Raw genomic sequence first — 25,698 nt, 5'->3', positions numbered from 1 at the left:
GGCAGCGGCTGTGTTGTTTGTATCATGCCCGCTTAGTAATAGCGGTTGGCCTGGTACCTGTCTCTGTCGGAATCACGCCAGTCGAGGTCGTTTCTGCTTTCGTAGCGCGATCTTCTGGTGTCACCTCCGGAGCCGGGATAGTAGTTCTGCTCCCCTGCGCGAGGGTAGTCGTTTCGGTTAGGAGCGTTGTTGTAGCGGTCAGAGGCGCCGTAATTCTCCATTCTGTCGCCATAGCCCCGGCCGCTGCTGTAGCGGTCCTGCTCTCCCCTGTTACTGTCCCAGAAGCCGCTGTACCTGTTATCGCGGTCACGTCCGGTGTTGTCGGAGTATCCTCTGTTTCGGTCCCAGTAGTCATCCCGCCGGTTGCGGGTATCGTTTCCGTAGTCGCGGTCTTCCCTGCTGAGGCGTTCATAGGCGTTTCCCATGTTGCCTTCGTGGTAGGTGTGCTGCGGGTGGTACTGGTCACGGTGACCTCTCTCACGCTGGTAGTCCCGTTCGAACCTGTCGGTTAAGTTGCGGGCACTGTGGTAGTGCTCATCATCGCGGTTATAGCCATCGTACCTTCTGTAGTCAAGTCCTGGTTCGCTGTTGTAGCGGATTTCTCTATCTCGTCTGTTCATAGTTTGTGGTTTTGTTTGTTCAAAAAATTCACTCTCTATAGTAAACGGTGATAGCGCCTGCCGGTTTAACTCCTGCCACGTAGCCCTCCGTGGCAAACTGCAGCGGGCATTCAGCAGCGGCTGTGCACGCCGGAATAATGCTAAACACTCCACCTCCTAAAAGAGAAAAGGCACGCCACTTCTGCAGCATGCCTTTCTATGTTTAGTACCTTTCTTTGCTTGCCAGCGCAAGCAAGGATATTTCTCACTTCACATCGTAGGTAAGCAGCGGCACCTGCCCCAAGCTTTCCAACTCCGTCAGGATCAGACCGACACCTTTTGCAAAATAATAGTGGGCGGTATTGGGGTCAACTACCTGCATACCTCCATAGAAATAAGTTGTGGCCACCTTCACATGAATCACGTCCTGGTAAGTTTTGCCTTCCACGGTTTTAGAGCTGCCTTTTTCCATGATGGTGGAAACCCTCTTCGTTTCGGCACCCTGAATTGTGTGCATCTGCTCCCAGGATTCCCCAACAGGAACATTGTCCTTCAAAACATCTATTTTGAGATTGCCTGAGTTGGGTACCAAGCCCATAGCCGTATACACGCCCTTTTCCTTTCGCAGGTAGGATGTAGATGTTTGCGTGCCCTGGGTAACCTCCAGTTCATAAAAGGTTTTCCCATCGATCACCTTAGTTTCACCCGTTATACGATACGAGTAGGGCATGATTCCGCCATAGGCCCAGGTGCTTCCTTTGGTAGTTGGCAGGTAGTCCAGCTCAGCAGCTGGCTCCGGGTTCTCCTCGTCTTCTTTGTCACCACAGGATACAAAGGCACCTAACAGGAGGCACCAGATCAGGATAAATTTAAGTTTGCTCATTGGTAAAAGTTATTATTTGGCGCAATATATTAAATAAGAAATACAGCAATAGTGTTATTTATTAAAATTTAAACGCCCTTGCTCCCGGCCTCTCAACCATGGGCACACGCACCGGAAACTCACGCCAAAGCGTTCCTCGAACCGGCTACAGCCCAAGCCCTGTTTTATACTTGGTATGAAGCGGTTAGAGGAAGGCTGTTCCTGCCAGGCGGTCCTGAGCGGCGGAGTGTTGCAGCGGTAGCCGGCCTGCCGCAGGTGCTTGCAATTTACCCTCAGAACTCGCACAGGAGGGAGATTTGCCCTTGCCTGTTCCGGCGGGCCGCATAAATCTGCTTATATTCGTGCATGGCAAAAGACTCCTACACAACTACAGCGAAACAGTTTTCCGGCTTTGTAACGGTGCGCGGGGCACGCGAGCATAACCTCAAAAACCTGGACCTGACCATTCCGCGCGATGCCCTGGTGGTGTTCACCGGCGTGTCTGGCTCCGGCAAGTCCTCGCTGGCCTTCGGTACGCTCTACGCTGAGGCACAGCGGCGCTACCTGGAGTCGGTTTCGCCATATGCCCGGCGGTTGTTTCACCAGATGGCAGTACCGGAGGTAGACTCGATTGAGGGACTGCCGCCAGCTGTGGCCCTGCAGCAGCAGCGCGGCACCGCGACCACACGCTCCTCGGTCGGGAGCGTCACCACGCTGTCGAACCTGGTGCGCATGCTGTACTCGCGGGCCGGTGACTACCCGCCGGGCCAACCAATTATTTACGCGGAGGCCTTCTCGCCGAACACTGCCGAAGGAGCCTGCCCTGCCTGCCACGGCCTGGGCCGCATCTACGAGGTAACCGAAAAATCAATGGTGCCAGACGACTCCCTCACGATCCGGGAGCGGGCCATTGCTGCCTGGCCAACGGCCTGGGGCGGCCAGAACCAGCGCGACATCCTTGTAACGCTGGGTTATGACGTGGACCGGCCCTGGCGGGAGCTGCCCCAGAAAGAGCGCGACTGGATTCTGTTTACCGATGAGCAGCCTGTAGTGCCCGTTTACCCGGGCTATACCCCGGAGCAAACACGGCGCGCCCTCCAGCGGAAGGAAGAGCCGAGTTACATGGGCACCTTCAGCAGCGCCAGGAGGCACGTGTTCCATACTTTTGCCAATACCAACAGCGCGCAGATGAAGAAGCGCGTGATGCAGTTTATGCTGAGCACCGACTGCCCTAACTGCCAGGGCAAGCGCCTGCGCCCGGAATCACTGTCTGTAACCTTTGCCGGCTACGACATAACGGAGCTGTCGCGGCTGCCACTGAAGCGAATAGCGAGCATACTGGTCCCTTATGCCGAGGGTACAGCCACAGGCCGCACGGAGCAGGCGGCCGCACACCCGGAGCAGGCCCTGGTGGCGCAGCGCATTGCCCAGGACCTGGTGGCGCGCCTACACGTGCTGCTCGACCTGGGGTTGGGCTACCTGTCGCTGGAGCGCAGCACACCTACCTTATCGCCGGGAGAGCTGCAACGCCTGCGACTGGCCACGCAGCTCTACTCCCACCTGTTCGGGGTGGTGTATGTGCTCGACGAGCCATCGGCCGGACTGCACCCCTCCGATACCCTGGCACTGCTCAAGGCCTTGGAAGGCTTAAAAAAGGCGGGCAACTCGCTGTTCGTGGTAGAGCATAACCTCGACGTGATCCGGCATGCCGACTGGCTCGTGGATGTGGGGCCAAATGCAGGCGAAAAAGGGGGCGAGGTGCTCTACAGCGGCACACCGGAAGGGCTGCAGCAGGTAGCCGCCTCCCACACGGCACACTACCTTTTTGGCAGCGCGGCACTACCCGTGCGCGCCCCGCGCCACCCAAGCGGCTGGCTGCGCCTGAGCGGCGTGACGCGTAATAACCTGCAGGACCTTGAGGCGGAGTTCCCGTTAGGCGTGTTTACAACGGTAACCGGTATTTCGGGCTCCGGCAAATCCAGCCTGGTGAGCCAGGCACTGGTCGAGCTGGTGTCGGAGCAGCTAGGGCAGGCAATGCCGACAGAGGAAGAAGAAGGCGAGCCACTCGAGCGTGCCGAGCCAGAGAAATCCGGCGGGCAGATCACCGAAGGAATGGCAAGTATAAAGCGGCTGGTGCGGGTAGATCAGAAACCGATCGGCCGTACGCCCCGCTCCAACATGGCCACCTACACCGGGTTGTTCGACCACGTGCGCAAGCTGTTCGCAGCAACGGACATGGCCCGTGCCCGCAAGTATGACGCAGGCCGCTTCTCGTTTAATGTAGCCAAAGGACGCTGCGAAAACTGCCAGGGCGAGGGCTTTGTGATGGTGGAGCTGCTCTTTCTGCCGAGCGTGTACGCCCCCTGCCCCGTTTGCCACGGTGCCCGCTACAATGCCGAAACCCTGGAGGTAACCTATCGGGGCAAGAACATTGCCGAGGTGCTGGCCATGACCGTGGATACGGCATGGGAGTTCTTTGGAGAGGAGCCGCCGGTACACCGGGCACTTACGGTGCTGCGCGAGGTGGGGCTGGGATACCTGCGCCTTGGGCAGCCTGCCACAGAGCTTTCCGGCGGGGAGGCGCAGCGCATTAAACTGGCCACCGAACTGCAGCGCGCCCAGCGCGGCAATACCCTTTACGTGCTCGACGAGCCAACCACCGGCCTCCACCCTGCCGACGTGGAAAAGCTGATGGTACAGCTCGACAACCTGGTGGAAGCCGGCAACACCGTCATTGTAGTGGAGCATACCATGCGTGTCGTGGCGGGCAGCGACTGGGTTATAGATGTGGGTCCGGGTGCAGGCGAGGAAGGCGGAAAGATTGTGGCGGCTGGCACGCCCGAACAGGTCGCAAACGCAGCTGAGAGTAAGACAGCCCCATTCCTGAAGCGCTTGCTTCCGGAAACGGCTACGAGGGACTGAGACGCTCCACCCGCGCGTTGCCAGTTTAAGTGCAGGTGCAGACCCAAGCATTCTAGCAGAAAAGCCTTCGGAGTAGCTCATCCTACTCCGAAGACGCGTATCTTCACGGCTGTTTACGACACGGACAATACCAAAGTCATTGCGATACTTTTTCCACATCGGCTACCAGGGGGCAAACTACAAAGGCTGGCAGCGCCACCCTTACGGGATAGGCGTGCAGCAGGTGCTGGAAGAGAGCCTGGGCAAAATCCTTAAGGCACCCGTCGCTATAGTCGGGTGCGGGCGAACGGATGCCGGAGTACACGCCAGCCAGTTCTTCTTCCACCTGGATGTAGCGGAGCCCTGGGCCTTTGATATGCTTTTCCGGCTAAACAAAGTATTGCCGCCTGACATTGCCGTTTTCGACATCCTGCCGATGGAGGGCCTGCCGCACGCCAGGTTCGATGCCACCCAGAGAAACTACGACTACTTCATCCACACGTACAAAGACCCATTTCTGAGCCACACGAGCTCGCTGTACCTGGTCAACAACCTGAACCTTGAGGCCATGAAGGCGGCAACGGCGTTGCTCCCCCGCTACAGCGACTACAGGTCTTTGTGCCTCGCGCCGGCAGAGCACGAGAGCACCATCTGCCACGTAACGGCGGCCCGCTGGCTCACAGACAGCCGCGGCGACAGGCTTCGCTTTCAGATAGCCGCCAACAGGTACCTGAGCAGGATGATCCGCATACTTGTAGGCCAGCTCCTGAAGGTAGGCAGCGGCACACTGAGCCTGGGGGAGTTTGAAAGCTACCTTTCCACGGAAAATGCGCCAAAGCACCTGAGCCCTGCCCATCCGCAAGGCCTGTACCTATCCAAGGTCAGCTACCCGTACCTGGACCTCCCCCCGCGCAGCGCCTTCTCTGCCCCTCGGGAGAGCCATACTGCACCGGAATGGCAACCGGTTTAAAATACTTCGACCGATACTTTTACCCCTAGGCCAGGCAGCGGTTGTTCTGTAGCTGGACCTTTCATGAAGCACTCAACTGCGGGTGCCGCCGGTAACACTGGCTACCGAACTACCTGCCTTGGTTGGCACTATGCCTGAAGCATTGCCGGGCGGAAGACTTCTACTCCCCTTTTACCTATAAGTCCCCGGGGCCTTTGCCAACGATACTGCCGGTAAAGAAGAGGAGGATAACGAGGCCTGCGGCCGTGCCGTAGATATGCATCTGCAGCAGTTAGCGCAGGAAACAACTCGGATGGATAACGAAACAGATACAAATATGGAAGACACTAACAAGGAGAAGAACAGTGCAGCACAACCGTCTCTGGTAGAACGTATAGCCGAAAACCTGGGAGGCACAGCCAGCGCCGCACGCATTTTCGGTACTCCGGTAGAGCGTGACGGCGTAACCGTTATCCCTGTCGCGCGGGCAGTGTACGGCTTTGGAGGCGGAGGCGGTGGCGGCAGGAAAGGAGATGACGAAGGCGCTGGTAGCGGCGGTGGCGGCGGAATGATGCTCACCCCTATCGGCTACATCGAAATGAAGGACGGAAACACTCGGTTCCGCACCGCCCGCGATCCGCAGGCGGCAATGAAAATCGTGGCGGTTAGCGGTTTGTTTGCATACCTCACGGTACGGAGCATTTTTAAACTTCTCAGGCGCTAAAGCAGGCCGCACCGGCACTTGGCTGTGGCCTTACGCTAGCTATAAAAAGCCCATGCATTTCGGTGTGTGGGCTTCCTTTTTCCGGCGCTCAGAAAGTGTAATAACCTGATGCCCTTTAGCACCCTTATACAATACACTAACGGCAGCCTCATCCTCCACCAACAATCCTGATTTACAAGCAATTGACTAACCTCTTCTTTTTAAGCGCCGTACACGAACAGTACGACACAAGTTAAACACTTAAACTAACCAAGCTATGGCAATCGTAAAAGTAATAGAGGTAATTGCAGGATCAGAAAAGAGCTTTGACGACGCAACGCACAAAGCGCTCGAAGAAGCAGCAAAATCTGTGAAGAACATTAAGTCCATCTACATTAAAGAGATGACTGCGAACGTGCAGGACAATAAAATTGTCTCCTACGGCGTAAACGCCAAAATCTCTTTCGAGGTAGACACACTGAAATAACACTCAGGCAGGAACGCAAGAAGGGAACACCACCTCCTTTCTTGCGTTCTTCTTACCTCTCCCTTCTGTATCTCCCCCTACACAACTAACAAGCGCCAAAGCACTTACGGCACAACACAGAACTGCACGTGCTGCCCCGCTTAATACTTTCCAGAAAGAAACCAAGTACAGGCACATTTGAAAACAGCCGCCCCGGCTGCCGTATTACAGGTAGTTTTGCTTATTTTCACTGCCTTATACCTGCTGCCTATGAACCGCTTTATACCGACAGAACACTCTGCAGAGCTGCTCCAAGCCATCCAACAGAAGGGCATCCCGACGGAGTATGACCGGGAGAAGCACCGACTGGCCCTGTTAAACGAGCAAGGTGATGCGCAGGTATACTTCCGCTTGCCGATTACGCTGCCGCCACCGGGCACAGACGCCACACAGGTAAACTACGTCATCCTGCTGATACAGTCGGGCAACTGCGCGCTGGGGTACTTTGAGCAGGGCCTTAACCTTGACCACAAGGTGTTCCGCTCCTACATGGTGCGCAAGAAGCAAGGGAAAAGCCAGATCAAATACCTTAAAACCAAAGGCAAATCACGGGCAGGCTCACGGGTGCGCCTCGGCGAAACGGTAGAGTTCTTTGAGAACATCAATGAGCGGCTGCAGGCATACTTTGAGCACCACGAGGTACACCGCATCGCCATCAGCTGCTCCAAAACCCTAATCCCCTACCTGTTCAGCTCGAAAGTGGCCACACCCTTCACCAAGCACGACCCGCGCCTGCTTAAAATACCCAAGCACATCCACACGCCCATTTACGAGGTGCTGCTGGATGCCAACAGGTTTCTGCTGCGGGGCGAGCTAACCTATGAACCGGCAGAACAGGAGCTGGTAGCGGAGCTGCTGAGACTGGCAGGAATTACGGCACTTGAGGAGGACCAGGAGGAGGAGTATGAGGACTACGAGGGGTACGGGGATGATGAGGACTAGCCAGGTACAGGTCCGGTAGCCATAGGGCCCGGGCAGGTACAGCTACTACCGGCACCTGCCCGGGTCTAAAATTAAGCTTTTACTTTCCCTGCTGCCGCAGTTTCTCCAGCTCCTGCATGTCTTCATCAGAAAGCGCGATAGAAGCCGCCTTGTGGTTTTCTTCCAGGTGCTTTACTTTGGATGTGCCCGGAATGAGCAGGATGTTCGGGGCCCGGTGCAGCAACCAGCTCAAAGCCACCTGGTACGGTGTGGCCTCATGCCTTTGGGCCACGTTTTTCAGCGGCGCCAGCTCGTCAATATTGCCGGCATTAATCGGGTTCCAGGGAATAAAGGCCATATCCTGCGCGCGGCAGTAGTCCAGCTCCTCCTCCCAGTCGCGGAAGTCTACGCTATACTTGTTCTGCACAGAAACAACCTTCACGTACTCCTGCGCTTTTTTAATCTGCTCCACATTTACCTCCGAAAGACCGATGTGCTTCACCAGGCCCTCTTCCTGCACCTGCTGTAAAAACTCCAGCGTTTTCTCATAGGGCACGTCCGGGTCCACGCGGTGCAGTTGGTAAAGGTCAATCCTGTCGCATTTGAGGCGCTCCAGGCTACCGTGCAGTACCTTTCGCAGGTGGTCGGGGTGCGCGTTCACGTGCCACTCTCCGGGCCCTGACCTGGTAAAGCCTCCTTTCGTAGCGATCAACAGGTCCTTGGGGTAAGGGTGCAGCGCCTCCGCAATCAGCTTCTCCGACACATCAGGACCGTAGCTGTCTGCCGTGTCAATAAAGTTGATGCCCAGCTCCACTGCCCGCTTCAGTACCCGGATCGCCTCGTCTCTGTCTTTGGGAGGGCCCCATATGCCTTCTCCGGTAATGCGCATGGCCCCATAGCCCATTCTGTTTAGGGTTAAGTCGCCGCCTATCGTGTATGTTTTCGGAAAGGATGGTTTGTTTGTATCTGCCATAGTCTTCGTTTGTTTTCTGATTGTGTCGTTTCTCCCTTGGTTCTACGGAGAGGCTAGCAGGTAGTTAAGCTATACTCTGCGCGGGCCTTCTTGCTGCTTTACACCACCCTTGGCAGGCAAGTTCCGCTTGTCCGGCAGCTGTTGCCATACTTACCGCTCCCGCTCTTCATACCTAACGCCTTTCAGCTTCTTACTGACAGCTGCCGCACCTGTTAGTTGGCTTAAAGAAGCACCTGCGGGGAGGTTAAAACAGGAGAAAGTGACACAGGTCATTTATTTGAAAGAGCCAACAGGCGAACTTTGCACCGCACAATAACATTACGCTACTAACACCAAACCTTCGGACGGCATGAAAGGCACTATACAAAAACAGTTTACAGGCAAAGTGGCACTGGTTACCGGCGCTTCATCGGGTATTGGCAAAGCCACGGCGCTGCAGTACGCGCGTGAAGGCGCCAAGGTGGTTGTTTCCGATATCAAAGAAGACGAAGGGCTGAAGGTGGTGGAGGAAATAAAGCAAAGTGGTGGTGAGGCGGTATTCGTGGCCGCTGACGTGGCCAAACCCGAGGACTGCGAGAACCTGGTAAAACAGGCGGTGGCACACTACGGGCAGCTTAACATTGCCTTTAACAACGCCGGTATTGGCGGGGAGGCGAAACCCATTGGCGAGATGGACGTGGAGAGCTGGAACAGGGTAATTGCGGTAAACCTGAGCAGCGTGTTCTACTGCATGCACTATCAGGTCAAGCAAATGCTGCAGAACGGTGGCGGGGCCATTGTAAACAACTCCTCCATACTCGGCCAGGTAGGCTTTGCCAACTCTGCTGCCTACGTGGCGGCCAAGCACGGCGTGGTGGGCCTGACTAAAAACGGAGCCCTGGAGTACGCCGCCAAGGGCATACGCGTAAACTTGGTAGGGCCGGCCTTTATCAAAACGCCGCTCCTAACCGAGGCTGGCATGGAAAACGAAACCCTGCAGATGCTGGCGCAGCTACACCCTATCGGCAGGCTCGGCGAAGCAGAAGAGGTGGCAGAACTGGTCATCTGGCTGAGTTCTGATAAAGCCTCCTTTGTGACCGGGGCCTACTATGCCGTTGACGGGGCTTACCTGGCGCAATAGCCTCAACAGCTCGTGCTGGTGCGGTGGCCGTAAGCATGCAATGCCAACAGGCTAAAGAGCGTGTACACCTGCTTTTTTGGTGGCACACATGCTGCTGAACCACCCTCACGAGTTCAAAAATTCGGTAAAAGCCTGCCTTTTCACCCTCTTTCATAACATTTTAGGGCGACCTGCAGTTTAGAGAAATCACTGCCGCAGCGGCAGCACTTGCCTGTAGCGGGCCTTCGCGCGCCTGGCTTTTACCTGCCAAGGCCCCTAAACAGCGACCTGCGTAACATCGTAACAGGAATAAGACCTAGATAGATGGAAGAAAATATCAACACACCCCCAAAAAAGACAGCTCCCCTTTACGCCCCGCAGAACGAGCAGGAGGCGTGGATTGCTATCATGAACGCCTTTATCGCCGTTGACGGTAACGTTGCCGATGAAGAACTCGATGTTTTGTCTGACACCCTGGCCAAAAACCCGCTGTTCCAGGGGCATGATGTGCTGGCTTACAGCAGAAAAGTATTCTACAAACAGGCACAGCTGGGCAGCAAGCAAATGATAGATAACTCGGTGGAGTGGATTGCGCCCGAGCATAAGCCCCGCCTCTTTGCCCACACCATACAGCTGGCCCTCTCCGACGGTGTTGTTATCGACAAAGAAGCTGAGCTTGTGAAGTACCTGTATTCCGCTCTTGACCTGGAGGAGGAACTGGCGCACCGGCTTATTGATGAGGTGCTACTAGACCATAACGGCAGCGACGCCCCCGCCCCGACCGGCACCCCGCTCACCCCTCGTTAAGCAGGCGCTTGCCGCTGGATGCCAGCCCTGGTACAACCCTGGGCCCGGATTACAGTATCTAAAGCTTCTAACGTACTTTAATATGGATACTCCCGAAGAAATGATGGATGAGGCGGGCACTACCTTACCAAATCCAAAAGCTGTAATACCCAATGCGCTGCAGGATGTGAACGTGCTTTTTATGGGGCCTGTGGTAGACGGTTATTTCCAACCCGTGCCCGATAAAGTGAATACGCCGCCCCGCTGGGAACAGGGGAGCTACAGCATTACGGCAGACAAGTGGCCTCCCCCTAGCCTTTCCCCAAACCTGATGGACCTTACGCCCTACAATGGCTACGCGATCATGGTCATGGCCTCCGCCTGGGACAAAGAAGTTATCAGCCAGGCCAGGATCTTTGGCGTACTTTCCACCATGGCAAACGACGTCATAGCAAATTTCGCCTATGACTGCCTGCAGGAAAAAGAGGAGGAAATAGCAGCGTACATTTCAGGAATCAGCAACTAGTTGCGCGTAACAGCAGCTGTTAGGCGCTGTATGCCGGCAAGAAAATAATAAAGCCTCCCGTTCTTGTGTCTTTTCAAGCACTTGAACAGGAGGCTTTTACTGCAGCTAGCCTACAGGCGAGTTCGCTGCGTGTTTAAATCGCCGGATCAGCAGGTGTGTTAGGGTTCGTTAGCCGCTCCTGGTCAGGGTAAGGATAATAGTTTCTGTTACGCTCAGGGTCCTCATCCAACGGCCCGGGGCGATCGAACCGGCGGCTGTCTTCCCAGCGTTGGCCAGTTAAGAACAGTTCGGCAGCACGTTGCTGGTACACTTCAACCAGCAGTGCCTCTTTGGTTACAGGCCCACTGTATGCCGGCAAGGCGGCATTAACGCCGAACAGGTCGCCCGACTCCTGGGTTCTTACTTCGTTGATCAGCGCTAAAGCCTCCTCGAGAGAGCCATTGCTACGTAGTATAGCCTCCGCCTTAATCAGCTTTATCTCATCTGGCAGATATACTGGTATGCTGGAAGTTGGGGTATCGAAGAAACCCTTTAGCGTCTTAACCGGGTCACCTGCCACAACAGCTTCCGGCGTTGTCAGGTAGAAGTCATAGCGTGCATCTCCCTCCTCAAAGAGCGTTGCAGGCAGCCCAAAGTTATCGCGTGGCCTGAAGTACTTCAGCACGAAGAGCGTGTTGTAAATCGGGTTAGGGCTTTGCGTACTGTAGGCGAACTCTGAGGTAACAGACAAGTCCACAAGATTGGCGTTCGTGAGTGCCGCTTCATAATTCCCGGCATAGAGGTTGTACCTCGCGTTATAAGCATAAAGCGTGTTCTTTAGTTTAAACGCAGGGCCTGCCACTAGTGTCGTGAACTCTTGTGAGGCAGGCGTAGCATTAAGTAAGGCAATTCCTTCATTCAGATGGTTAATCGCTTCTGCCAACACCTGGGCCCTGGGCTTAAAAGTAACCTGCCCGTCTACGTCTATACTTGTTTCCGTATTTGCCTGTTCAAAAGCCATTGCCAGGTTTCCCAAAGCAATAGCTTTGAATAAATGCGCATGCGCCAACACGCCGCTCAATGTTCCTTCTTCTAAAGACGAGATTTCAGGAGCATTCTCCAGAACTTGCTCGCTCATGCTCATGATGCGCTGCATCCTGGACCACAAGCCAAGTATGTTTCCGTTAAAGGTAGGCAACGCCGTTCCCCCCTCCTCTAATTCCAGTACGTTTGTAAAAGTGGCCACTCCTTTCAGCTCTCGGGCCGTTACACCCGGATAAAGATAAGCAGCCTCCAGCCCGGAGGTTGAGTAGAACTGCCTTAATCCTACACTCAAGGCCAGGATACCGTCGCGTGAGTTAAGAACTTCCAGGTCGTTGGCAGCATTCGGGTTGGGAATATCGAGTTCGCAGCCGCTGGTAAAAAGCAAGCCCCCCGATAAGAGGCTTATTTTAAGGTATGAAGCTATATTTTTCATGTCTTTTTCAATTTGAAGTAAAGGCAACTAGAACGATACATTAACACCCAAAGCATAGGTTCTTGGGATCGGCACTTCCACAAAGTCAAAGCCACGAACAGCTGTTGTCTGCCCTGCTGCATTCACCTCTGGATCATATCCACTGTAATCGTCGATAGAGAAAAGATTGCGGCCAGCTAGAGTTAAGCGCATGTTGTTTCCGCCTAAAAACGCTGGCTTAAAGTCATACGCCACAGAGAGCTCTCTCAGCTTGATGTATGATCCGTCCTCAATGTAGTTCTCGAAGATACCGAACAGGGCAGCTGAAGTACCTTTAGGTACCTCTCCTCTCAGTTCCGGTTCATAGCCAGCCAAGCCGCCGTAAAAGTCACGCTCACCTACACGGCGGGTAAAGTTGAATACCTCGAAGCCATAAGCCGCGTCGAACTGGGTACGGAATGAAAAGCCTTTCCCAACTGTCAGCTCATTGATGAAGGAGCCGGTCCAGTCTGGATTCGGATCTCCGATAACCTTTTTACTTGTTGCTCCAGTTGGCTGGCCCGTTTCAGGGTCACGGCCCTCTTTTTCTGCCTGTGGCAGCCCCTTAGGTGTCAGCAGCAACGATCCATCGGGATTGCGGGCGAAGTATGTGCTATAGAATGCCCCCAGCGGATAGCCATCGACTGCAGCTACCTGGCTAAACCCACCCGGGAACAGCAGCAAGCCACCAGGAATGTTGTTCACCTCGTTCTTGTTCTTGGAGAATGTCACAGTAGAGGTCCACTTGAAGTTCTCGTTCTGTACGGGTGCTCCCGTCAGCATTAACTCAAAGCCCTTATTGGTCAGAGTACCCACGTTCCTGTATTGGTTCAGGAAACCTGAAGAAGGGGTTAAGTTGACAAACAGCAATAAGTCCTTCACATCTTTGTGGTAGTAGGAAAACTCAAGCCCTAACCTTCCATTCAGGAAACTCATATCGGCACCTATTTCAGTCTCTACTTGTCTCTCCGGTTTAATGCCAGAGTTACCTAAAAGTGTAGAGGAAATTACGCCGGGCAAGCCTGGAAGAGAAACAGGAACGTAGTTCGTGTAGCGGTCAAAGGCACCGATAGCCGTTAAGTTACCAGCCTGCCCGTAAGACGCACGCACTTTTAGAATGGGAATCACTTGCGACAGGCCTTCCCAGAACTTTTCGTTAGAGATGAGGTAGCTGCCACTCACTTTTGGGTAGAACTGCCACCTGTTGTCTTCACCGAAAACAGAGGACACATCGTATCGGCCAGCCCCGGTAAGGAAGAGCCTGTCGCCAATGCCAAAGGTCTGCTGCGCAAAGAAGCCGAAGATGTTGATGTCACTTCTTAACTCACTAGAAATAATGGTGGCTCCGTTTGAAGTTGTTTCCGCTATCGGCCCGAGTTGCGTGGCAGTAATACCTGTGGCATAGACCTTATCTACTTGCACAGTAGCTCCCACGCCAGTTGTGGACTCCAGCCAGTCTGCCAGAGTGGCTCTATAAGAAGCGTTCAGGTCGTTGTTTAAAAGATAAGTCGTTCGGTCGGCACGGCGTGAGTATCCGGTATCGTACGACGGTGTTGTGTTGCCCACCGGTATAAACCCTGTGGCAATCTGTGTGGCGTTATCGTAGCCCAGCGTATAGTTGATGTTCAGGTTAGGGATGGGCGTGAGCATCAGCTGCAAATCCCCGATAAAGCGGTTTGTCCGTTGGCCGAACTTAAACCTCTCTATTGCCTCCAGCGGGTTTGTTCTTCTGAGAATGCTGGTGGGCGCCGTTGAAGGAAACACCCCGTTTACCGGCTCAGGATTGATGTAGTTGTTACTGAAGATAAAGCCAGTAAGGGCCCCGTACGCTTCGCTTAAGCCACCGTTCGGGATTTCCTCGCTTGTGCTTAGCACATAGTTAGCCCCCACTGACACAGACATCCAGTTGTTCAGCGTCTGGTCGATGCGAATGCGCGCCCCTCCCCGGTTAAAGTTGGTATTGTCAATGATTCCCTGGTTGCTCAGGTAGTTGCCGCTCAGGTAGTACTGTGTGTTTTCACTGCCGCCTGACACGGATAAGTTATTCTCTGTTCCGAAGGCGGTGCGGAAGATCTTGTCCTGAAAGTCATACCGCTGCACAGGCTCTTGCGTGAGATTACCTGGGTCGGTATCCACAAAGCGGAAAGGGTAGTCGTTGTAATCCAGCGTCTTCCGGACCTCACTTACTCTGAACTGCGTAGAGGCAGCAATTTTTGGCTTACCTGCCTTGCCGCGTTTGGTAAAGATCTGTACGACACCATTGCTTGCGCGTGAGCCATAGATAGCCGCTGCGGCTGCTCCTTTTATGATCTCAATACGCTCTATGTCATTAGGGTTGATATCTACCAGGCGGTTTTGGGCATAGCCGCCCAGGTCGATGAGTTCAGGGGAGTTGTTGTTGATGATGACGCCATCCACAATGTACATGGGGTCGCCTGAGCCTACCACGGTACTTGTACCGCGCAACCGCACACTGATACCACCGGCTGGGTTACCAGAGTTCTGCGAAATCTGAGCACCAGCTACTTTTCCTGCCAGGGCCTGGTCTACAGACGTTGCCACACTGTTTTGCAGAGAAGCGGCAGAAACGGTAGAAATAGCATTCCCCAGTTGCTTCTTACTGGTCGCCACGGATGTGCCCGTAACAACCACTTCATCTAAGCCAACAACGTCTTCGCTAATCTGGGCATCAACAACCACAGTAGCAGCAGAGCCAAGTGTAACAGGCTTTGTCTCCGGCTTAAAACCAATGTAAGAGAACGTGAGGTTATAAGTTCCGGCACCCTGCGTTGTTGTCAGGCTGTACTTTCCGTTTGCATCGGTGGCCGTTGCACTATTGCTGTTCTGAAACTTTACAACAACTCCCGGCAGCGGAACCTTTGTTCGGGCATCCGTAACGGTGCCCGTCACGGTGTAACGCGTACTTTGCGCAAAAGCGACCTGGCCTAGCAAGACCAGCATGAGCGCGCACATTAAAGTGACCTTCAGGTTAGACCACCCATTAAAGTAGAATTCTCTCATAGGAAACTAGTTTACACTGTACATGAATGTTAGTTGGATTTGTGTTTCTTTATTCAGGAAGGCTTATTTTGCCCATGTGCACCGAAGGGATGCGCATTTTCCCCGGGCCAAAGTCAAGCTTGTCGCCCACCAGGCACTCATTGGCAAGGGTGGCAAAAAGCACGGCCTCTTTCGCATCCGGGGATACTCCCAGTTCAGCTGTATCTCTGATCACCACACCCGTAAGGCGTTGCTCTATGTTCCGTATCAACAAAGGGTTGTGCATACCGCCCCCACTCAGGAACACCTCAAAGCGCTCCGCGCCCAGGGTTCTTTTCAGTGCGTTACAGATGCTAATGGCCGAGAACTGGTTTAAACTTGCCATCACATCCGCTGGAGAAAGCTGCGCTGTACCCGATCTCTGTTGGGCCTGCTCCAGGTAGGCAAGGTTAAACAGCTCAGGCCCTGTTGTTTTCGGGAAGCCCTGTTCAAAAAAAGGATGATCTAATAAAGCCGCTACCAACCCGTCGTTAGCAGTGCCTGAGAGAGCTAGTTCGGAGTCTGCATCAAAAAACCTGTCGGGGAAACGGGACTGGATATAGGCATCCATTAGGGTATTGCCGGGCCCCACATCCGTAGAGAAAATCCGTGTGGTATCAAGGTCTCCTGGCAGAAAGGTAAAGTTGGCAATGCCTCCAATGTTAAGCATAATGCGGTTTTGCCCTTCCTCCGAAAACAGGAGGTAATCACCGTACACGGCGAGTGGTGCCCCTTCGCCACCGGCGGCAATGTGTTTTTGCCTAAAGTCACTCAGCGTTACAATGCCTGTCTTAACGGCAATGTGATCTCCATCTCCTATTTGTAAGGTGGCGTCAGGCATGCCGTCTATCTTATGCAGGGAGGCTGGGGCATGATAGATTGTTTGCCCGTGGCTGGCGATCGCATCCACTTCAGACGGCTCCACCTGCCACTGTTTCAAGCTGGCGTTTATCAGGTCCGCATGGTACCTGCCTACATAGGCATTCATGAGGCAGACGCTTTCAAGGTCAACCTGCCTTTTGGAGAAGATACTTTTTACCTGCTTCTTAAACTCACTGCTGTACGGGGTGGTGGTAAACGCGCGAAGGAAAACGCTGGTGTGCGTGCCATGCCCGACAAAATCACAAAGGGCTATGTCTAGCCCATCCAAAGACGTACCTGACATCAACCCAATGATAGTCCGTCTTTCTTTGCCGGCAATGTTTACCAGGCGCTGCATGTTTTTATTCATAGTGGCTTGTAAGGGAAGAGCTGTTAGTTTCTTTAGAACCGCTGCTGGCAGCGGTTCTGAGATGTTATTCCGAAACTATTAAATTCTCTAATTCATACAACATATACAAGCCATATTTATTTTTACCCTCTGTTAAAGGAGATTCGCATAACACAAACAAAGAAGGGGTGGCAGCAGCGAGGCTATGTTACCCCCTGTACCTGCGGCTGATTTTGTGTACTGCTATAACGACACGCTTTACTCGCCGGGCGGCACATAAGTATGAGGTGCTGGAAGAATTAACCAGCAGTAGCGGCCCAGGCGAAAGAAGATTTGAAACGTACTATGAATATGAGAAAGGGCTAGCCCCTATGCTCTCCCTTTCGGGCGGCGTCCACACTCCAGATACCGGCCCCGTGCGCAGCAATGTACAGAAACAGGAAACAGTAGAGCACAGCCGTTTCGCCCTCATTCATGACCGGGTTCCAGCCTTGGGGAGCATGCGCTTTAAAAAAAGCCACGGCCATCTCGCCGCTGGCAATAAAAGCCGCCCAACTGGCAAAAAAGCCAAACAGGATCATAAGGCCGCCCACCAGTTCAATAATTCCGGCAAAGCCCATGAGGGAGACCAGTTCCACGGTATTGCCGTCTCCCGGCCAGCCAAGCAGTTTCTGGCTTCCGTGCATTGTAAACATGCCGCCCGCCACGATGCGCAGGATGGCGTAGAGTTGTGGGCTGTACTTTCCGAGATACTTTTCCATGGCGCCTGTTTTAAGTTGTTTGCACTTAGGCTTCTTTACCTAAGTATAAAAACCGGTGTTCCCTAAAAACAACAACGCGTAAGCCAGGAACAAAGTTAAGCAAGTATAGCCGGGCGAGGTATATGAGGTTAAGCTGAAAGCCTGTTCCTGGTGCAGCCGCCTAATATAGGTGCAACTGTGGCCCAGGCAGTATAGAAAAGCAGCACAGGCAAAGCCGAGTCAGCTTTTTGAGAGCCGTGGCGGTGGCTATAGGCTGAACAGCACATTTGCCTGCAGCACAGACTCATCCAGCCCCTCAATGCCGGCTACGTTGTTCCAGTAACGCCACTCAGAGCCCAGGAACACCTTCCCCGGTTTAGCCCAGAGGTTGCCCAGGTCCAGGAAAAGCTGGGGCTGTGTAAGGTATTGGGTACTGCCGGGGCCACGGTCGCCAATGAAGTCCATGAAGCCACGGAACCGCAGGCGTACTTTCTCCGAAACAGGCAGCGGAACATCCCAGCTCGGGGTAAACTGGTAGGTGCCGCTGTAGGCCCGGCCATCCTGCCTGTAATAGTAGGCCTCAAGCTGGAGCAGACCGGGGCCCGGTATCCTGAACTTAAATGCGGACCCGGCCAGGTAAACAAAGAAATCCTCGGCACCTCCGAAAAGCACGTTTACCCCGCCCGCCAGCAGCACATCACTGATTGGCCCCAGCGTTAACTCCTGCCCCGTGGCGCGGCTCAGGCTCACTTTAGGGTACCACTCCAGGTACAGATCCGGGCTTGCCAGGCTAGCGCTGTTCGATAAGTCTGCAAAGCCAAACTGCTCCAGCGCCCCATAGTCTCCAAAGTGCTCGAAAGTGACGGTGGCCAACTCACCGGACCGCTCCAGGTTACGCCCGTACAGGAGCTGCACATTAGAGCCGCCTTTGTAGATGACCTGCGCAGTGGCTGGGTTATGCAGCAGCAAACACGCGAAAACCAGCAGCAACAGGTATAGTTTAGCGGTAACGCCAGCTGGCGTGGTGAGACGAGGGACCATAAGGTATAAGATTGCGTGTAACGGGCTTACTTGTGCTGCTAAGTTATGGCCTTAGATCAAATTTCAGCAATAAAAAATTGCCTACCCTTTTCTCATAGTACGCTGATTTATACTTTACTGGCCTTTAGCCGAGAGCCGGCAGGCAAGGCTAAACTTACGCCAAAGCAAAAAGCACCTGAATAAGACCTATACGGCCTTCTTCAGGTGCTTTTCTTCACAGCGTTCTTTGTTATTCTTTCTTGCGCGAGAGCAGCAGTATGGCCGCAGTCGTTACGGCCGCTGTCACGGCAAACGATTTGATCATTTCCTGTTTGTTATACTTCCAGGAGGCATTCATGCCCCGCTCTGCCCAGATGTTTGGCACCTTGCCGCGCTTCAGGTCATCCAGAATGCCTTCCACCACATCTACACGGTCTGCCATTATAAGCGGCAGCCAGTGGGCAAAGCTGCCCTCGCCATACTTAAAGGCATAGCGCCGGATCATGCCGCTGAGGCCTTTCGGCGGTTTTGAGGTGCCGAAGACAGCCGTCACGTTTGGCCGCTCTATTGAGTGCAGCACTTCTACATCGATAGGCTGCTGCGGCGGCCGGTCCCAGTTATACCCGCCATGGTCCTCGTTGGAGCGCTTCCGCATCGGGTAGGTCGGGTCGTTCTTGGGATCGGCATCAATTCCCCAGCCTTTTATATGTGCATAGTCTTTCGTATTTGTTTCCATAGTGGTTCTTTTTACATTTTAGCTGATGGCGGAACAAGCACTGTTTTGATGCAGTTATCCAGCTTGTCCGAAAAAATTCGATAGGCGTCGGAGATATCCTCCAATGGGATGTGGTGCGTGATCATCTCCCTTGGGCTGAAAACGCCGTTTTGAATGTGCTCGATCATTCTTGGCAGCAGGCGCTTCACCGACGCCTGGTTCCCCCGGATCGTTACCCCTTTGTTTAGCGCATTGCCAATCGGGATAAGGTTACCGGTAGGGCCGTACACCCCGACAATAGAGACCACGCCGCCTTTTTTAACAGAGTTGATGGCCCACTGCAAGGCTGTGGCAGAGCCCGCCTGCATCAGCGTTTTACGCCCGGTAATGGTTTGCAGCTTACTACCTGCCGCCTCGGCGCCTACCGCATCAATACAAACATCGGCCCCCAGGGAGTCTGTTTGCTTCTTCATAAACACCACCGGATCTGTGATAGACCTGAAGTCATAGGCCTCGCACTGTGCAAACTTGCGCACAAAGTCCAGGCGGTATTCTTCCTGGTCGAACACGATCACACGGCCTGCCCCAAACAGCCAGGCGCTCTTTGCAGCCATGATACCGATTGGGCCTGCGCCGAATATGGCGACCGTATCGCCCTTTTGTATGCCTCCCATTTCTGCCGCCTGGTAACCTGTTGGCACTACGTCCGTCAGCAATACGGCATCGTCCGGGTGCATCCAGTCCGGGATAACAGTTGGGCCGACGTTCGCATACGGCACACGTGCATACTCTGCCTGGCCTCCGTTATAGCCACCCGCTATGTGGGAGTAGCCAAAGATGCCTCCTACTGCGGTAGCCTGTGGGTTGGCCTCGTGGCAGTTGCCGTACAGCTCCTGCTTGCAAAAAGTACACTCCCCGCAGGCAATGTTAAAAGGTACAATCACCTGGTCGCCCACCTTCAGTTTGTGTACGTCCGGGCCAACCTCCTCTACCACTCCGATAAACTCGTGGCCGAAGGTTTCGCCCACGCGTGTGTCCGGCACGTTGCCGTTGTATAAATGCAGATCAGACCCGCAAATACAGGAGCGGGTTACCCGAACAATGGCATCCTGGGGATGCAGTATCTCGGGCATAGGCTTGTTTTCAATGCGGACCCGTTGCGGTCCCCGGTAATCCATTGCCAGCATAAGTTTGTTTCCTTCCGTTAATGTACAAAATATGTATCAGGTTCTCTGGTTCTGTGCTTGCAGCTATTTTAGTTAAGAAACAGCTGTTGTTTCACAGCTAATAGATACTATTTTGCACTTTCAAAGTTTCAGAAACTGCACTTATACCATACAGCACTATATCTATATAATACAATATTAGCCTGTGTAACCCAATCTTAACCCAACAGCACAACACGTTTAAAATCAATGTATTACCTAAGTATAAAACCAAACCAGCATACGATGTGCTGAAGGAACAAAAGCGTGTAGCGTACTGGCCCAGATGGTATCTCCTGTACTTTCGGTGCGTTAGAAGCCTGCCGCCGCATCGTCGCCACGGGGATCAGCGCCGCCCTCCAGGCGGCCGTCTGGCAACACCAGGATGCCGGCAGCCCTGCCAATGCCACCCGATGGCTTAGGTACAATTTTGTGCCCCTTCCACCACAGCTCTAAACTGGTGCGCGGACCTAAGCCCCCCCACTCCGAAAGCACCCAGTCCGGCTTCCACTGGTGGTGAAAGCGCCCTGCGTTAACGGCCCCCTGCATCGGGAAGCCGTGCTCCGTTACGTTGAGGATGATCTGGTAAACGGTGGTGATAATGGTGGAGCCGCCCATCGCGCCTATTACCATGTACAGCTGCCCGTCCTTTTCCAGGATGGTAGGTGTCATGGAGCTTAGCATGCGCTTGCCCGGAGCGATGGCGTTAGCCTCGCCCCCAATCAGGCCGTAGCTGTTAGGGTAGCCGGGCTTCACGCTAAAATCGTCCATTTCGTTGTTGAGCAGAAAACCCGCCCCGGCCACAAACACCTTGGAGCCAAAGCTGCTGTTAAGGGTGGTGGTGACCGACACGGCGTTGCCAGCGGGGTCTACAATGGAGTAGTGGGTTGTGTGGGGGCTTTCGGCTGGCGCCGGAACACCAGCCGATATCAGGTCACTATCCGTTTCCTCCTCCAGCGAAAAACCCTCCATCCTGCTTTTAATGTAGCTCCTATCCAGTAAAGCCTCTACCGGTACATCGTAATAAGCGGGATCGCCCAGGTGTTTGGCACGATCGGCGTACACCCTCTTCTCAGCCTCTATCATCAAATGGGCCGAGGCAACGGTGTTCCAGCCCCAGGCATCCAGCGGGTAGTCCTCTGAAATGGTCAGCAACTGTAGCAGCGCAATACCGCCGCTGGAGGGCGGAGGCATGGAAATTACCCGGTAGTCCTCCAGTTGCGCCGTCAGGGGCTCACGCCACACCGCCTCATAGGCCGCAAGGTCTGCCATGGAGATTATCCCCCCGCCTCGCTGCATCTCAGCCACCAGCAGCTCTGCCGTGGGGCCTTCGTAGAAGCCTGCCCTGCCCCGGTCCCGGATCCGCTCTAGGGTGTTGGCCAGGTCTTGCAAGCGCAAGGTATCGCCCGCACGCCAGTGGTCGCGAAGTATAAACCCGGGCCGCACGGGGTTGTAACGGATAAAGTCGAGCCGTTGCTCGTTCAGCTTCTGCGCCTCCTTTTCGGTGAGCGGAAACCCCTTGGCAGCGAGTACAACGGCTGGCTGCACCAGCTCGTGCCAGGGCATGCTGCCGTACTTCTCATGGGCCTGCACCATACCGGCCACGGTGCCGGGCACGCCCGCTGCCAGGTGCCCCTTCAGGCTCAGGTTCTCAACCACCTCCCCTTCCTCGTTCAGGTACATGTTGCGTGTTGCGGCGGCAGGGGCCCGCTCACGGTAATCCAGGGCATCCACGGTCCCATCCTGCTGCCGCAGCACCATAAAGCCGCCGCCCCCGATGTTTCCGGCATCCGGGTACACCACTGCCAGGGCAAACTGAACGGCAATGGCGGCGTCCACGGCATTGCCACCGCGCCGGAGAATGTCTGCGCCCACCGCCGAGGCAAGCGGGTGGGCCGTTACCACCATCGCCTGGTCGGTCACAAGGCCTCTTTCATCCAGGTCGCGATCCGTGCAACCAGCTATTCCAATTACTATTAAGAGATAAATGAGTCTTTTGCGTATCAAATCTGCGGGGTTTGTTGCTGCTTAAACTGTCTTCTTTACCCTTATAGAGCGCAGCAGGTTTTACGGATGCCGCTGCAGCTGCCTTCACCCGCATCGCTGCGGGCTGAGATTAAAGGTTCTGCAGCAGAACTGTATTTGCCTGTTGCCGTTTTTAGGGAAACAACAGCGTTACAACCTATGCCATTTAAGCAACCACCTGTACTGTACAACGAAGAAGGTAAGCCCCGCACCGTTGGCTTTGAACTGGAGTATGCCAACCTGGGCATAGATGCGTCTGCCAAGATCGTGCAGGCGCTGTACGGAGGCCGCATTGAGCAGGAGAGCCGCTTCCGGCTGCAGGTGACCGACACCGAGCTGGGCGACTTTACAATAGAGTTTGACCTGACCCTGCTGACGGAGCAGCGCTACAAGAAGGCTTTTGAAGCCTTCAACATACAGGTTGATACCATCAAAGTAGGGAACGGCACCCTGCAGGACGAGGTGGAGACGGCGCTGGAGAGCATCGTGGGCAAGATTTTCCCTTATGAGATCGCCTGCCCGCCTTTGCCGTGCACCCAGCTACAGCAGCTCGAGAAACTGCGGGAGGCCCTTTACAGGCACCATGCAGAAGGCACAACCTCTTTCGTGACCAACGCCTTTGGCACGCACATCAACGTAGAGCTGCCCGATACCGAAACCGAGACCATTCTCACCTACCTCAGGGCCTTTGTCCTGCTTTACCCCTGGTTGCTGTATGTGGGCCACACAGACCTGGCACGCAAAATAAGCCCCTTTATAGACCCTTACCCGGAGGCGTATGTGGAGTTGGTGCTGCTGCCTGCCTACCATCCCAACCTGCGGGACCTTATACACGATTACCACACCTTTAACCCCAACCGCAACCGCCCGCTGGACATGTACCCGCTGTTTGCCGCCCTCGAGGGGGAGCTGCTGAAGCAGTACAGCGACATCGGGAAAGTGAAGGCACGGAAGACCTTCCACTACAGGCTACCCAACAGCTCTATTGCACAACCAGACTGGACCCTGGCGCAGGAATGGAACAACTGGATTAGGGTTGAGGAGCTGGCCCAGGACCGGGAAGCCGTGCGGCAGTTAAGCCAGGAGTACCTTTCCCTGAAGAAGCACACGCTGATAGGCTTTGAAAACAAGTGGATTAAACGAATAGAGCAATGGCTGCCATGAGGCAAGTACAAAAGATAAACCGCGGCAGGCCCACCATCGGTGTTACAGGGCCAGACAAAGGAGGCGAAGCCGCCTGGTTGTTCACTGCGCTGTCGGTGTGGCTGGCGGGCGGAAAACCGGTGCGGATCACCCCGGCCAGGCCCCGCACGGCAGACGGCCTGCAGGCCCTGATTGTTGGCGGCGGGGCCGACGTAGACCCCAGTACCTACGAGCAGGCGCACGTGATCGAGGATTACCTGCAGCAGACCATACGCCAGCCGCACACAAACATTTTCAAGCGGATCGGGCGCTTCGCCCGCTGGCTGTACTTCCCGGCGCTGTTTTTCGTGCGAAAGCTGCTGAGCCGGAAGCCGCAGTTTGGCCTCGACCGCGACCGCGATCACCTGGAGCTACAACTGATTGACCAGGCGGCCAAAAAAGACCTTCCTTTGATGGGCATCTGCCGTGGTGCGCAACTGCTCAATGTATACTTCCGGGGTACGCTCTACAAGAGCATCAACACATTTTATACCGAGGCCCCCAACCCGGCAAGTATCTTCCCGGTGAAGGAGGTAAGTATAGAGGCGGGCAGCAAGCTTGGCTCCGTGCTGGGTGTGCAGCGGCTAGAGGTAAACGCGCTGCATAACCAGGCCGTGAAAGAGCCGGGCGAGGGCATCGCCATTGTCGCACGGGAGCCGAACCAGGTGGTGCAGGGCATTGAGCACCTGTCGCACGACTACATGGTGGGGGTGCAGTGGCACCCGGAGTACCTGCCGCAGTTTGCTGTACACCGCCGCCTGTTCAAAGCCTTGGTGCAGCAGGCACGCGAGGTAAGCCAGCAGATAGAAGAGCGGGACATGCAGGAAGCGTTGGCGCACCCCAACCCGACATTGCTGCAGAAGCTAGAGGCGCAGACAGAGAAAGAGTAGCCACTCCGGCCCTTACGGAGACGATCCTGCCGCAAAGGCAAAAGCAGCTGTTGCCGGGCAAAAAAGGGATGGCTGTAGGAATCAGGAGATGCTTATACGCTGCATAACGGCTTTACAGGGAGCGGCAGATGTTACCTCCACCCTGTGCGGCGTGTGAAGCGGCACGGCAAAATAATCGCCTGCCGCCAGCGGGTATTTTTTCTCCCCGAGGATCATGTTACAGGTGCCTTCCACTATCAGAAAGCTTTCGTGCTCCTCGTGGTGCACTTCGAAGTCAGACGCGCTTCTGATCCAGGCGATGGCTGTGGTGGCGGCGGGAGTATAGCCTATGATTTTAGCATACACGCTATCTGCATCCACAGGTAGCTCCATATCCTGGCGGCTCAGCCAGGGCTCAAAGTCCTCCGGCCTGGACGCGCTGGTGATGCGTGGCGGGGAGGCAGGCAGCTCTCCGTGCTTCATGCGCTCCATGTAGTCAATGGTGGCAAGCACCAGGGCTTTAACGGTGTTTCTGGGCTCCACGGCGTGTGCCAGGGCGTAGTCGCCGAGAGCCTGGCTAGCTGCGTTCAGCTCCTGCCGGACTTCAGGGTGTGCGGCAGCCATGCGCTCTACTTCACGGACCTCCTCCGGAGTGGCAGCACCCAGGACATAAAGCTCCAAAACCCCGGATGCTATAAATTCTCTGATAGGGCTCATGCCGGTTTTCCTGCTTTTAAATGAATGAATGCCTTCTGTAGTGTTTGTCTTAGTTTCTGTTCGGTTATACCCAGCGCGGCGGCCGCTTCTGGGCAGCTGCGGCCCTTCAGGTAGATCAGCTCCAGTACGGCCCTTTCCTGTGGCTCCAGGTGGCAGAGCGGGCTCTCCCCCTGGTTTTGCGGCTTTCCTGCCTGGGCGCCCTCCGGAGCAGGCTTAGCAGCGGCCTTTTTCAGGGAGTTGCACTTGCCAGCCTTCACGGCCTCCAGGGCCATGCCACGGGCAATGGCCAGGGCCCAGGTCAGAAACCTGTTTCTGGAGTAGTCATAGACCTCTATCCGCGACCAAACGGCGACAAAAGTTTCCTGCAGCACCTCCTCCGCCACTTCCGCATCCTCTACTATCCTGGAGATTACCCCTAGCATGACCGGGGCATAGGCATCGTAAAGCTGGCCCAGCACCTCACGATTTCCCTGCTGGAGGGCTTCTATAAGGTATTGCTCTCCCTCTCCATCAAATTTAGTTCCTGACATAGATCTTTCCGCTCCACACGGCCTTCCGCAAAACAACCAAGTGTGTCTTTAAAATTAAGTAACTCTGCTTAAATAACCTAACCCGGCGGCACCTGCTGCCCCCGCTTCGGTTTGGTTGCCGATTGCC

At 54.8% G+C, this 25,698-nt stretch carries 23 protein-coding genes; 10 read left to right on the top strand and 13 right to left on the bottom strand.

Annotated features, from left to right (window positions below):
- Nucleotides 1-32 precede the first annotated feature (32 nt).
- A complete protein-coding gene (locus CA264_RS03525; RefSeq protein ID WP_025604645.1) occupies nucleotides 33-620 on the bottom strand; it encodes a hypothetical protein in 588 nt (195 codons plus the stop codon).
- Between the two features lie 244 nt (nucleotides 621-864).
- The gene (locus tag CA264_RS03520) at nucleotides 865-1,482 is read right to left on the bottom strand and encodes a hypothetical protein (protein ID WP_025604643.1); all 618 of its coding nucleotides are present in this window, start codon (nucleotides 1,480-1,482) and stop codon (nucleotides 865-867) included.
- 345 nt (nucleotides 1,483-1,827) lie between these two features.
- On the opposite strand from CA264_RS03520, the gene uvrA reads away from it, so the two are divergent.
- The 5 genes from uvrA (at nucleotide 1,828) to CA264_RS03495 (ending at nucleotide 7,482) form a co-directional block, all read left to right on the top strand.
- Nucleotides 1,828-4,383, top strand: a complete 2,556-nt coding sequence (uvrA, locus tag CA264_RS03515) for an excinuclease ABC subunit UvrA (protein ID WP_025604641.1) — start codon at nucleotides 1,828-1,830, stop codon at nucleotides 4,381-4,383.
- Between the two features lie 139 nt (nucleotides 4,384-4,522).
- Nucleotides 4,523-5,332 (top strand): tRNA pseudouridine synthase A, encoded by an 810-nt coding sequence (locus CA264_RS03510; RefSeq protein WP_025604638.1) that lies wholly within the window; start codon nucleotides 4,523-4,525, stop codon nucleotides 5,330-5,332.
- Between the two features lie 316 nt (nucleotides 5,333-5,648).
- The gene (locus tag CA264_RS03505) at nucleotides 5,649-6,035 is read left to right on the top strand and encodes a spore germination protein GerW family protein (protein WP_071784569.1); all 387 of its coding nucleotides are present in this window, start codon (nucleotides 5,649-5,651) and stop codon (nucleotides 6,033-6,035) included.
- 256 nt (nucleotides 6,036-6,291) lie between these two features.
- Entirely contained in the window at nucleotides 6,292-6,501 is a 210-nt protein-coding gene (locus CA264_RS03500; protein WP_025604634.1) for a dodecin family protein, read from the top strand.
- Between the two features lie 249 nt (nucleotides 6,502-6,750).
- A complete protein-coding gene (locus CA264_RS03495; RefSeq protein WP_025604632.1) occupies nucleotides 6,751-7,482 on the top strand; it encodes a hypothetical protein in 732 nt (243 codons plus the stop codon).
- 79 nt (nucleotides 7,483-7,561) lie between these two features.
- On the opposite strand, the gene CA264_RS03490 is transcribed toward CA264_RS03495, so the two are convergent.
- A complete protein-coding gene (locus CA264_RS03490; RefSeq protein WP_025604631.1) occupies nucleotides 7,562-8,434 on the bottom strand; it encodes an aldo/keto reductase in 873 nt (290 codons plus the stop codon).
- Between the two features lie 349 nt (nucleotides 8,435-8,783).
- Here CA264_RS03490 and CA264_RS03485 point away from each other — a divergent pair, with 349 nt between their 5' ends.
- The 3 genes from CA264_RS03485 (at nucleotide 8,784) to CA264_RS03475 (ending at nucleotide 10,845) form a co-directional block, all read left to right on the top strand.
- Nucleotides 8,784-9,554 carry an SDR family NAD(P)-dependent oxidoreductase gene (locus CA264_RS03485; RefSeq protein ID WP_025604629.1) on the top strand — a complete coding sequence of 257 codons (771 nt, stop codon included), beginning with the start codon at nucleotides 8,784-8,786 and terminating at the stop codon, nucleotides 9,552-9,554.
- A 303-nt stretch (nucleotides 9,555-9,857) separates the two neighbouring features.
- Nucleotides 9,858-10,340: a tellurite resistance TerB family protein gene (locus CA264_RS03480; RefSeq protein WP_025604627.1), complete on the top strand. Its 483-nt coding sequence runs from the start codon at nucleotides 9,858-9,860 to the stop codon at nucleotides 10,338-10,340.
- A gap of 82 nt (nucleotides 10,341-10,422) precedes the next feature.
- Entirely contained in the window at nucleotides 10,423-10,845 is a 423-nt protein-coding gene (locus CA264_RS03475) for a hypothetical protein (RefSeq protein WP_025604625.1), read from the top strand.
- Between the two features lie 133 nt (nucleotides 10,846-10,978).
- Here CA264_RS03475 and CA264_RS03470 read toward each other — a convergent pair whose 3' ends face one another.
- From CA264_RS03470 to ggt, 8 genes are all read right to left on the bottom strand, one after another.
- Nucleotides 10,979-12,301 carry a RagB/SusD family nutrient uptake outer membrane protein gene (locus CA264_RS03470; protein WP_025604624.1) on the bottom strand — a complete coding sequence of 441 codons (1,323 nt, stop codon included), beginning with the start codon at nucleotides 12,299-12,301 and terminating at the stop codon, nucleotides 10,979-10,981.
- Nucleotides 12,302-12,328: 27 nt separating this feature from the next.
- A complete protein-coding gene (locus CA264_RS03465) occupies nucleotides 12,329-15,340 on the bottom strand; it encodes a SusC/RagA family TonB-linked outer membrane protein (protein WP_025604622.1) in 3,012 nt (1,003 codons plus the stop codon).
- 49 nt (nucleotides 15,341-15,389) lie between these two features.
- On the bottom strand, nucleotides 15,390-16,589 hold the full coding sequence (locus tag CA264_RS03460) for an anhydro-N-acetylmuramic acid kinase (protein ID WP_025604621.1): 1,200 nt from the start codon (nucleotides 16,587-16,589) through the stop codon (nucleotides 15,390-15,392).
- A gap of 341 nt (nucleotides 16,590-16,930) precedes the next feature.
- A complete protein-coding gene (locus tag CA264_RS03455; RefSeq protein WP_025604619.1) occupies nucleotides 16,931-17,329 on the bottom strand; it encodes a DoxX family protein in 399 nt (132 codons plus the stop codon).
- Nucleotides 17,330-17,575: 246 nt separating this feature from the next.
- Nucleotides 17,576-18,349, bottom strand: a complete 774-nt coding sequence (locus CA264_RS03445) for an outer membrane protein OmpK (RefSeq protein WP_157593626.1) — start codon at nucleotides 18,347-18,349, stop codon at nucleotides 17,576-17,578.
- Nucleotides 18,350-18,578: 229 nt separating this feature from the next.
- The gene (locus CA264_RS03440) at nucleotides 18,579-19,064 is read right to left on the bottom strand and encodes a hypothetical protein (protein ID WP_025604615.1); all 486 of its coding nucleotides are present in this window, start codon (nucleotides 19,062-19,064) and stop codon (nucleotides 18,579-18,581) included.
- Nucleotides 19,065-19,075: 11 nt separating this feature from the next.
- The gene (locus CA264_RS03435; protein WP_025604614.1) at nucleotides 19,076-20,230 is read right to left on the bottom strand and encodes a zinc-dependent alcohol dehydrogenase; all 1,155 of its coding nucleotides are present in this window, start codon (nucleotides 20,228-20,230) and stop codon (nucleotides 19,076-19,078) included.
- A 330-nt stretch (nucleotides 20,231-20,560) separates the two neighbouring features.
- On the bottom strand, nucleotides 20,561-22,156 hold the full coding sequence (gene ggt, locus CA264_RS03430) for a gamma-glutamyltransferase (RefSeq protein ID WP_025604612.1): 1,596 nt from the start codon (nucleotides 22,154-22,156) through the stop codon (nucleotides 20,561-20,563).
- A 276-nt stretch (nucleotides 22,157-22,432) separates the two neighbouring features.
- On the opposite strand from ggt, the gene CA264_RS03425 reads away from it, so the two are divergent.
- Complete coding sequence (locus tag CA264_RS03425) at nucleotides 22,433-23,437, top strand: amidoligase family protein (protein ID WP_025604610.1); 1,005 nt, start codon at nucleotides 22,433-22,435, stop codon at nucleotides 23,435-23,437.
- On the top strand, nucleotides 23,434-24,345 hold the full coding sequence (locus tag CA264_RS03420) for a gamma-glutamyl-gamma-aminobutyrate hydrolase family protein (RefSeq protein ID WP_036775305.1): 912 nt from the start codon (nucleotides 23,434-23,436) through the stop codon (nucleotides 24,343-24,345). Before CA264_RS03425 ends, CA264_RS03420 begins: the two co-directional genes overlap by 4 nt.
- An 81-nt stretch (nucleotides 24,346-24,426) precedes the next feature.
- On the opposite strand, the gene CA264_RS03415 is transcribed toward CA264_RS03420, so the two are convergent.
- A complete protein-coding gene (locus tag CA264_RS03415) occupies nucleotides 24,427-25,041 on the bottom strand; it encodes a cupin domain-containing protein (RefSeq protein WP_025604606.1) in 615 nt (204 codons plus the stop codon).
- Nucleotides 25,038-25,571: an RNA polymerase sigma factor gene (locus CA264_RS03410; RefSeq protein WP_025604605.1), complete on the bottom strand. Its 534-nt coding sequence runs from the start codon at nucleotides 25,569-25,571 to the stop codon at nucleotides 25,038-25,040. Before CA264_RS03410 ends, CA264_RS03415 begins: the two co-directional genes overlap by 4 nt.
- Between the last annotated feature and the right edge of the window lie 127 nt (nucleotides 25,572-25,698).

The sequence above is a fragment of the Pontibacter actiniarum genome (assembly GCF_003585765.1).
In the GTDB taxonomy this organism is placed as follows: domain Bacteria; phylum Bacteroidota; class Bacteroidia; order Cytophagales; family Hymenobacteraceae; genus Pontibacter; species Pontibacter actiniarum.
This window is presented reverse-complemented; position numbering and strand designations above follow the sequence as displayed.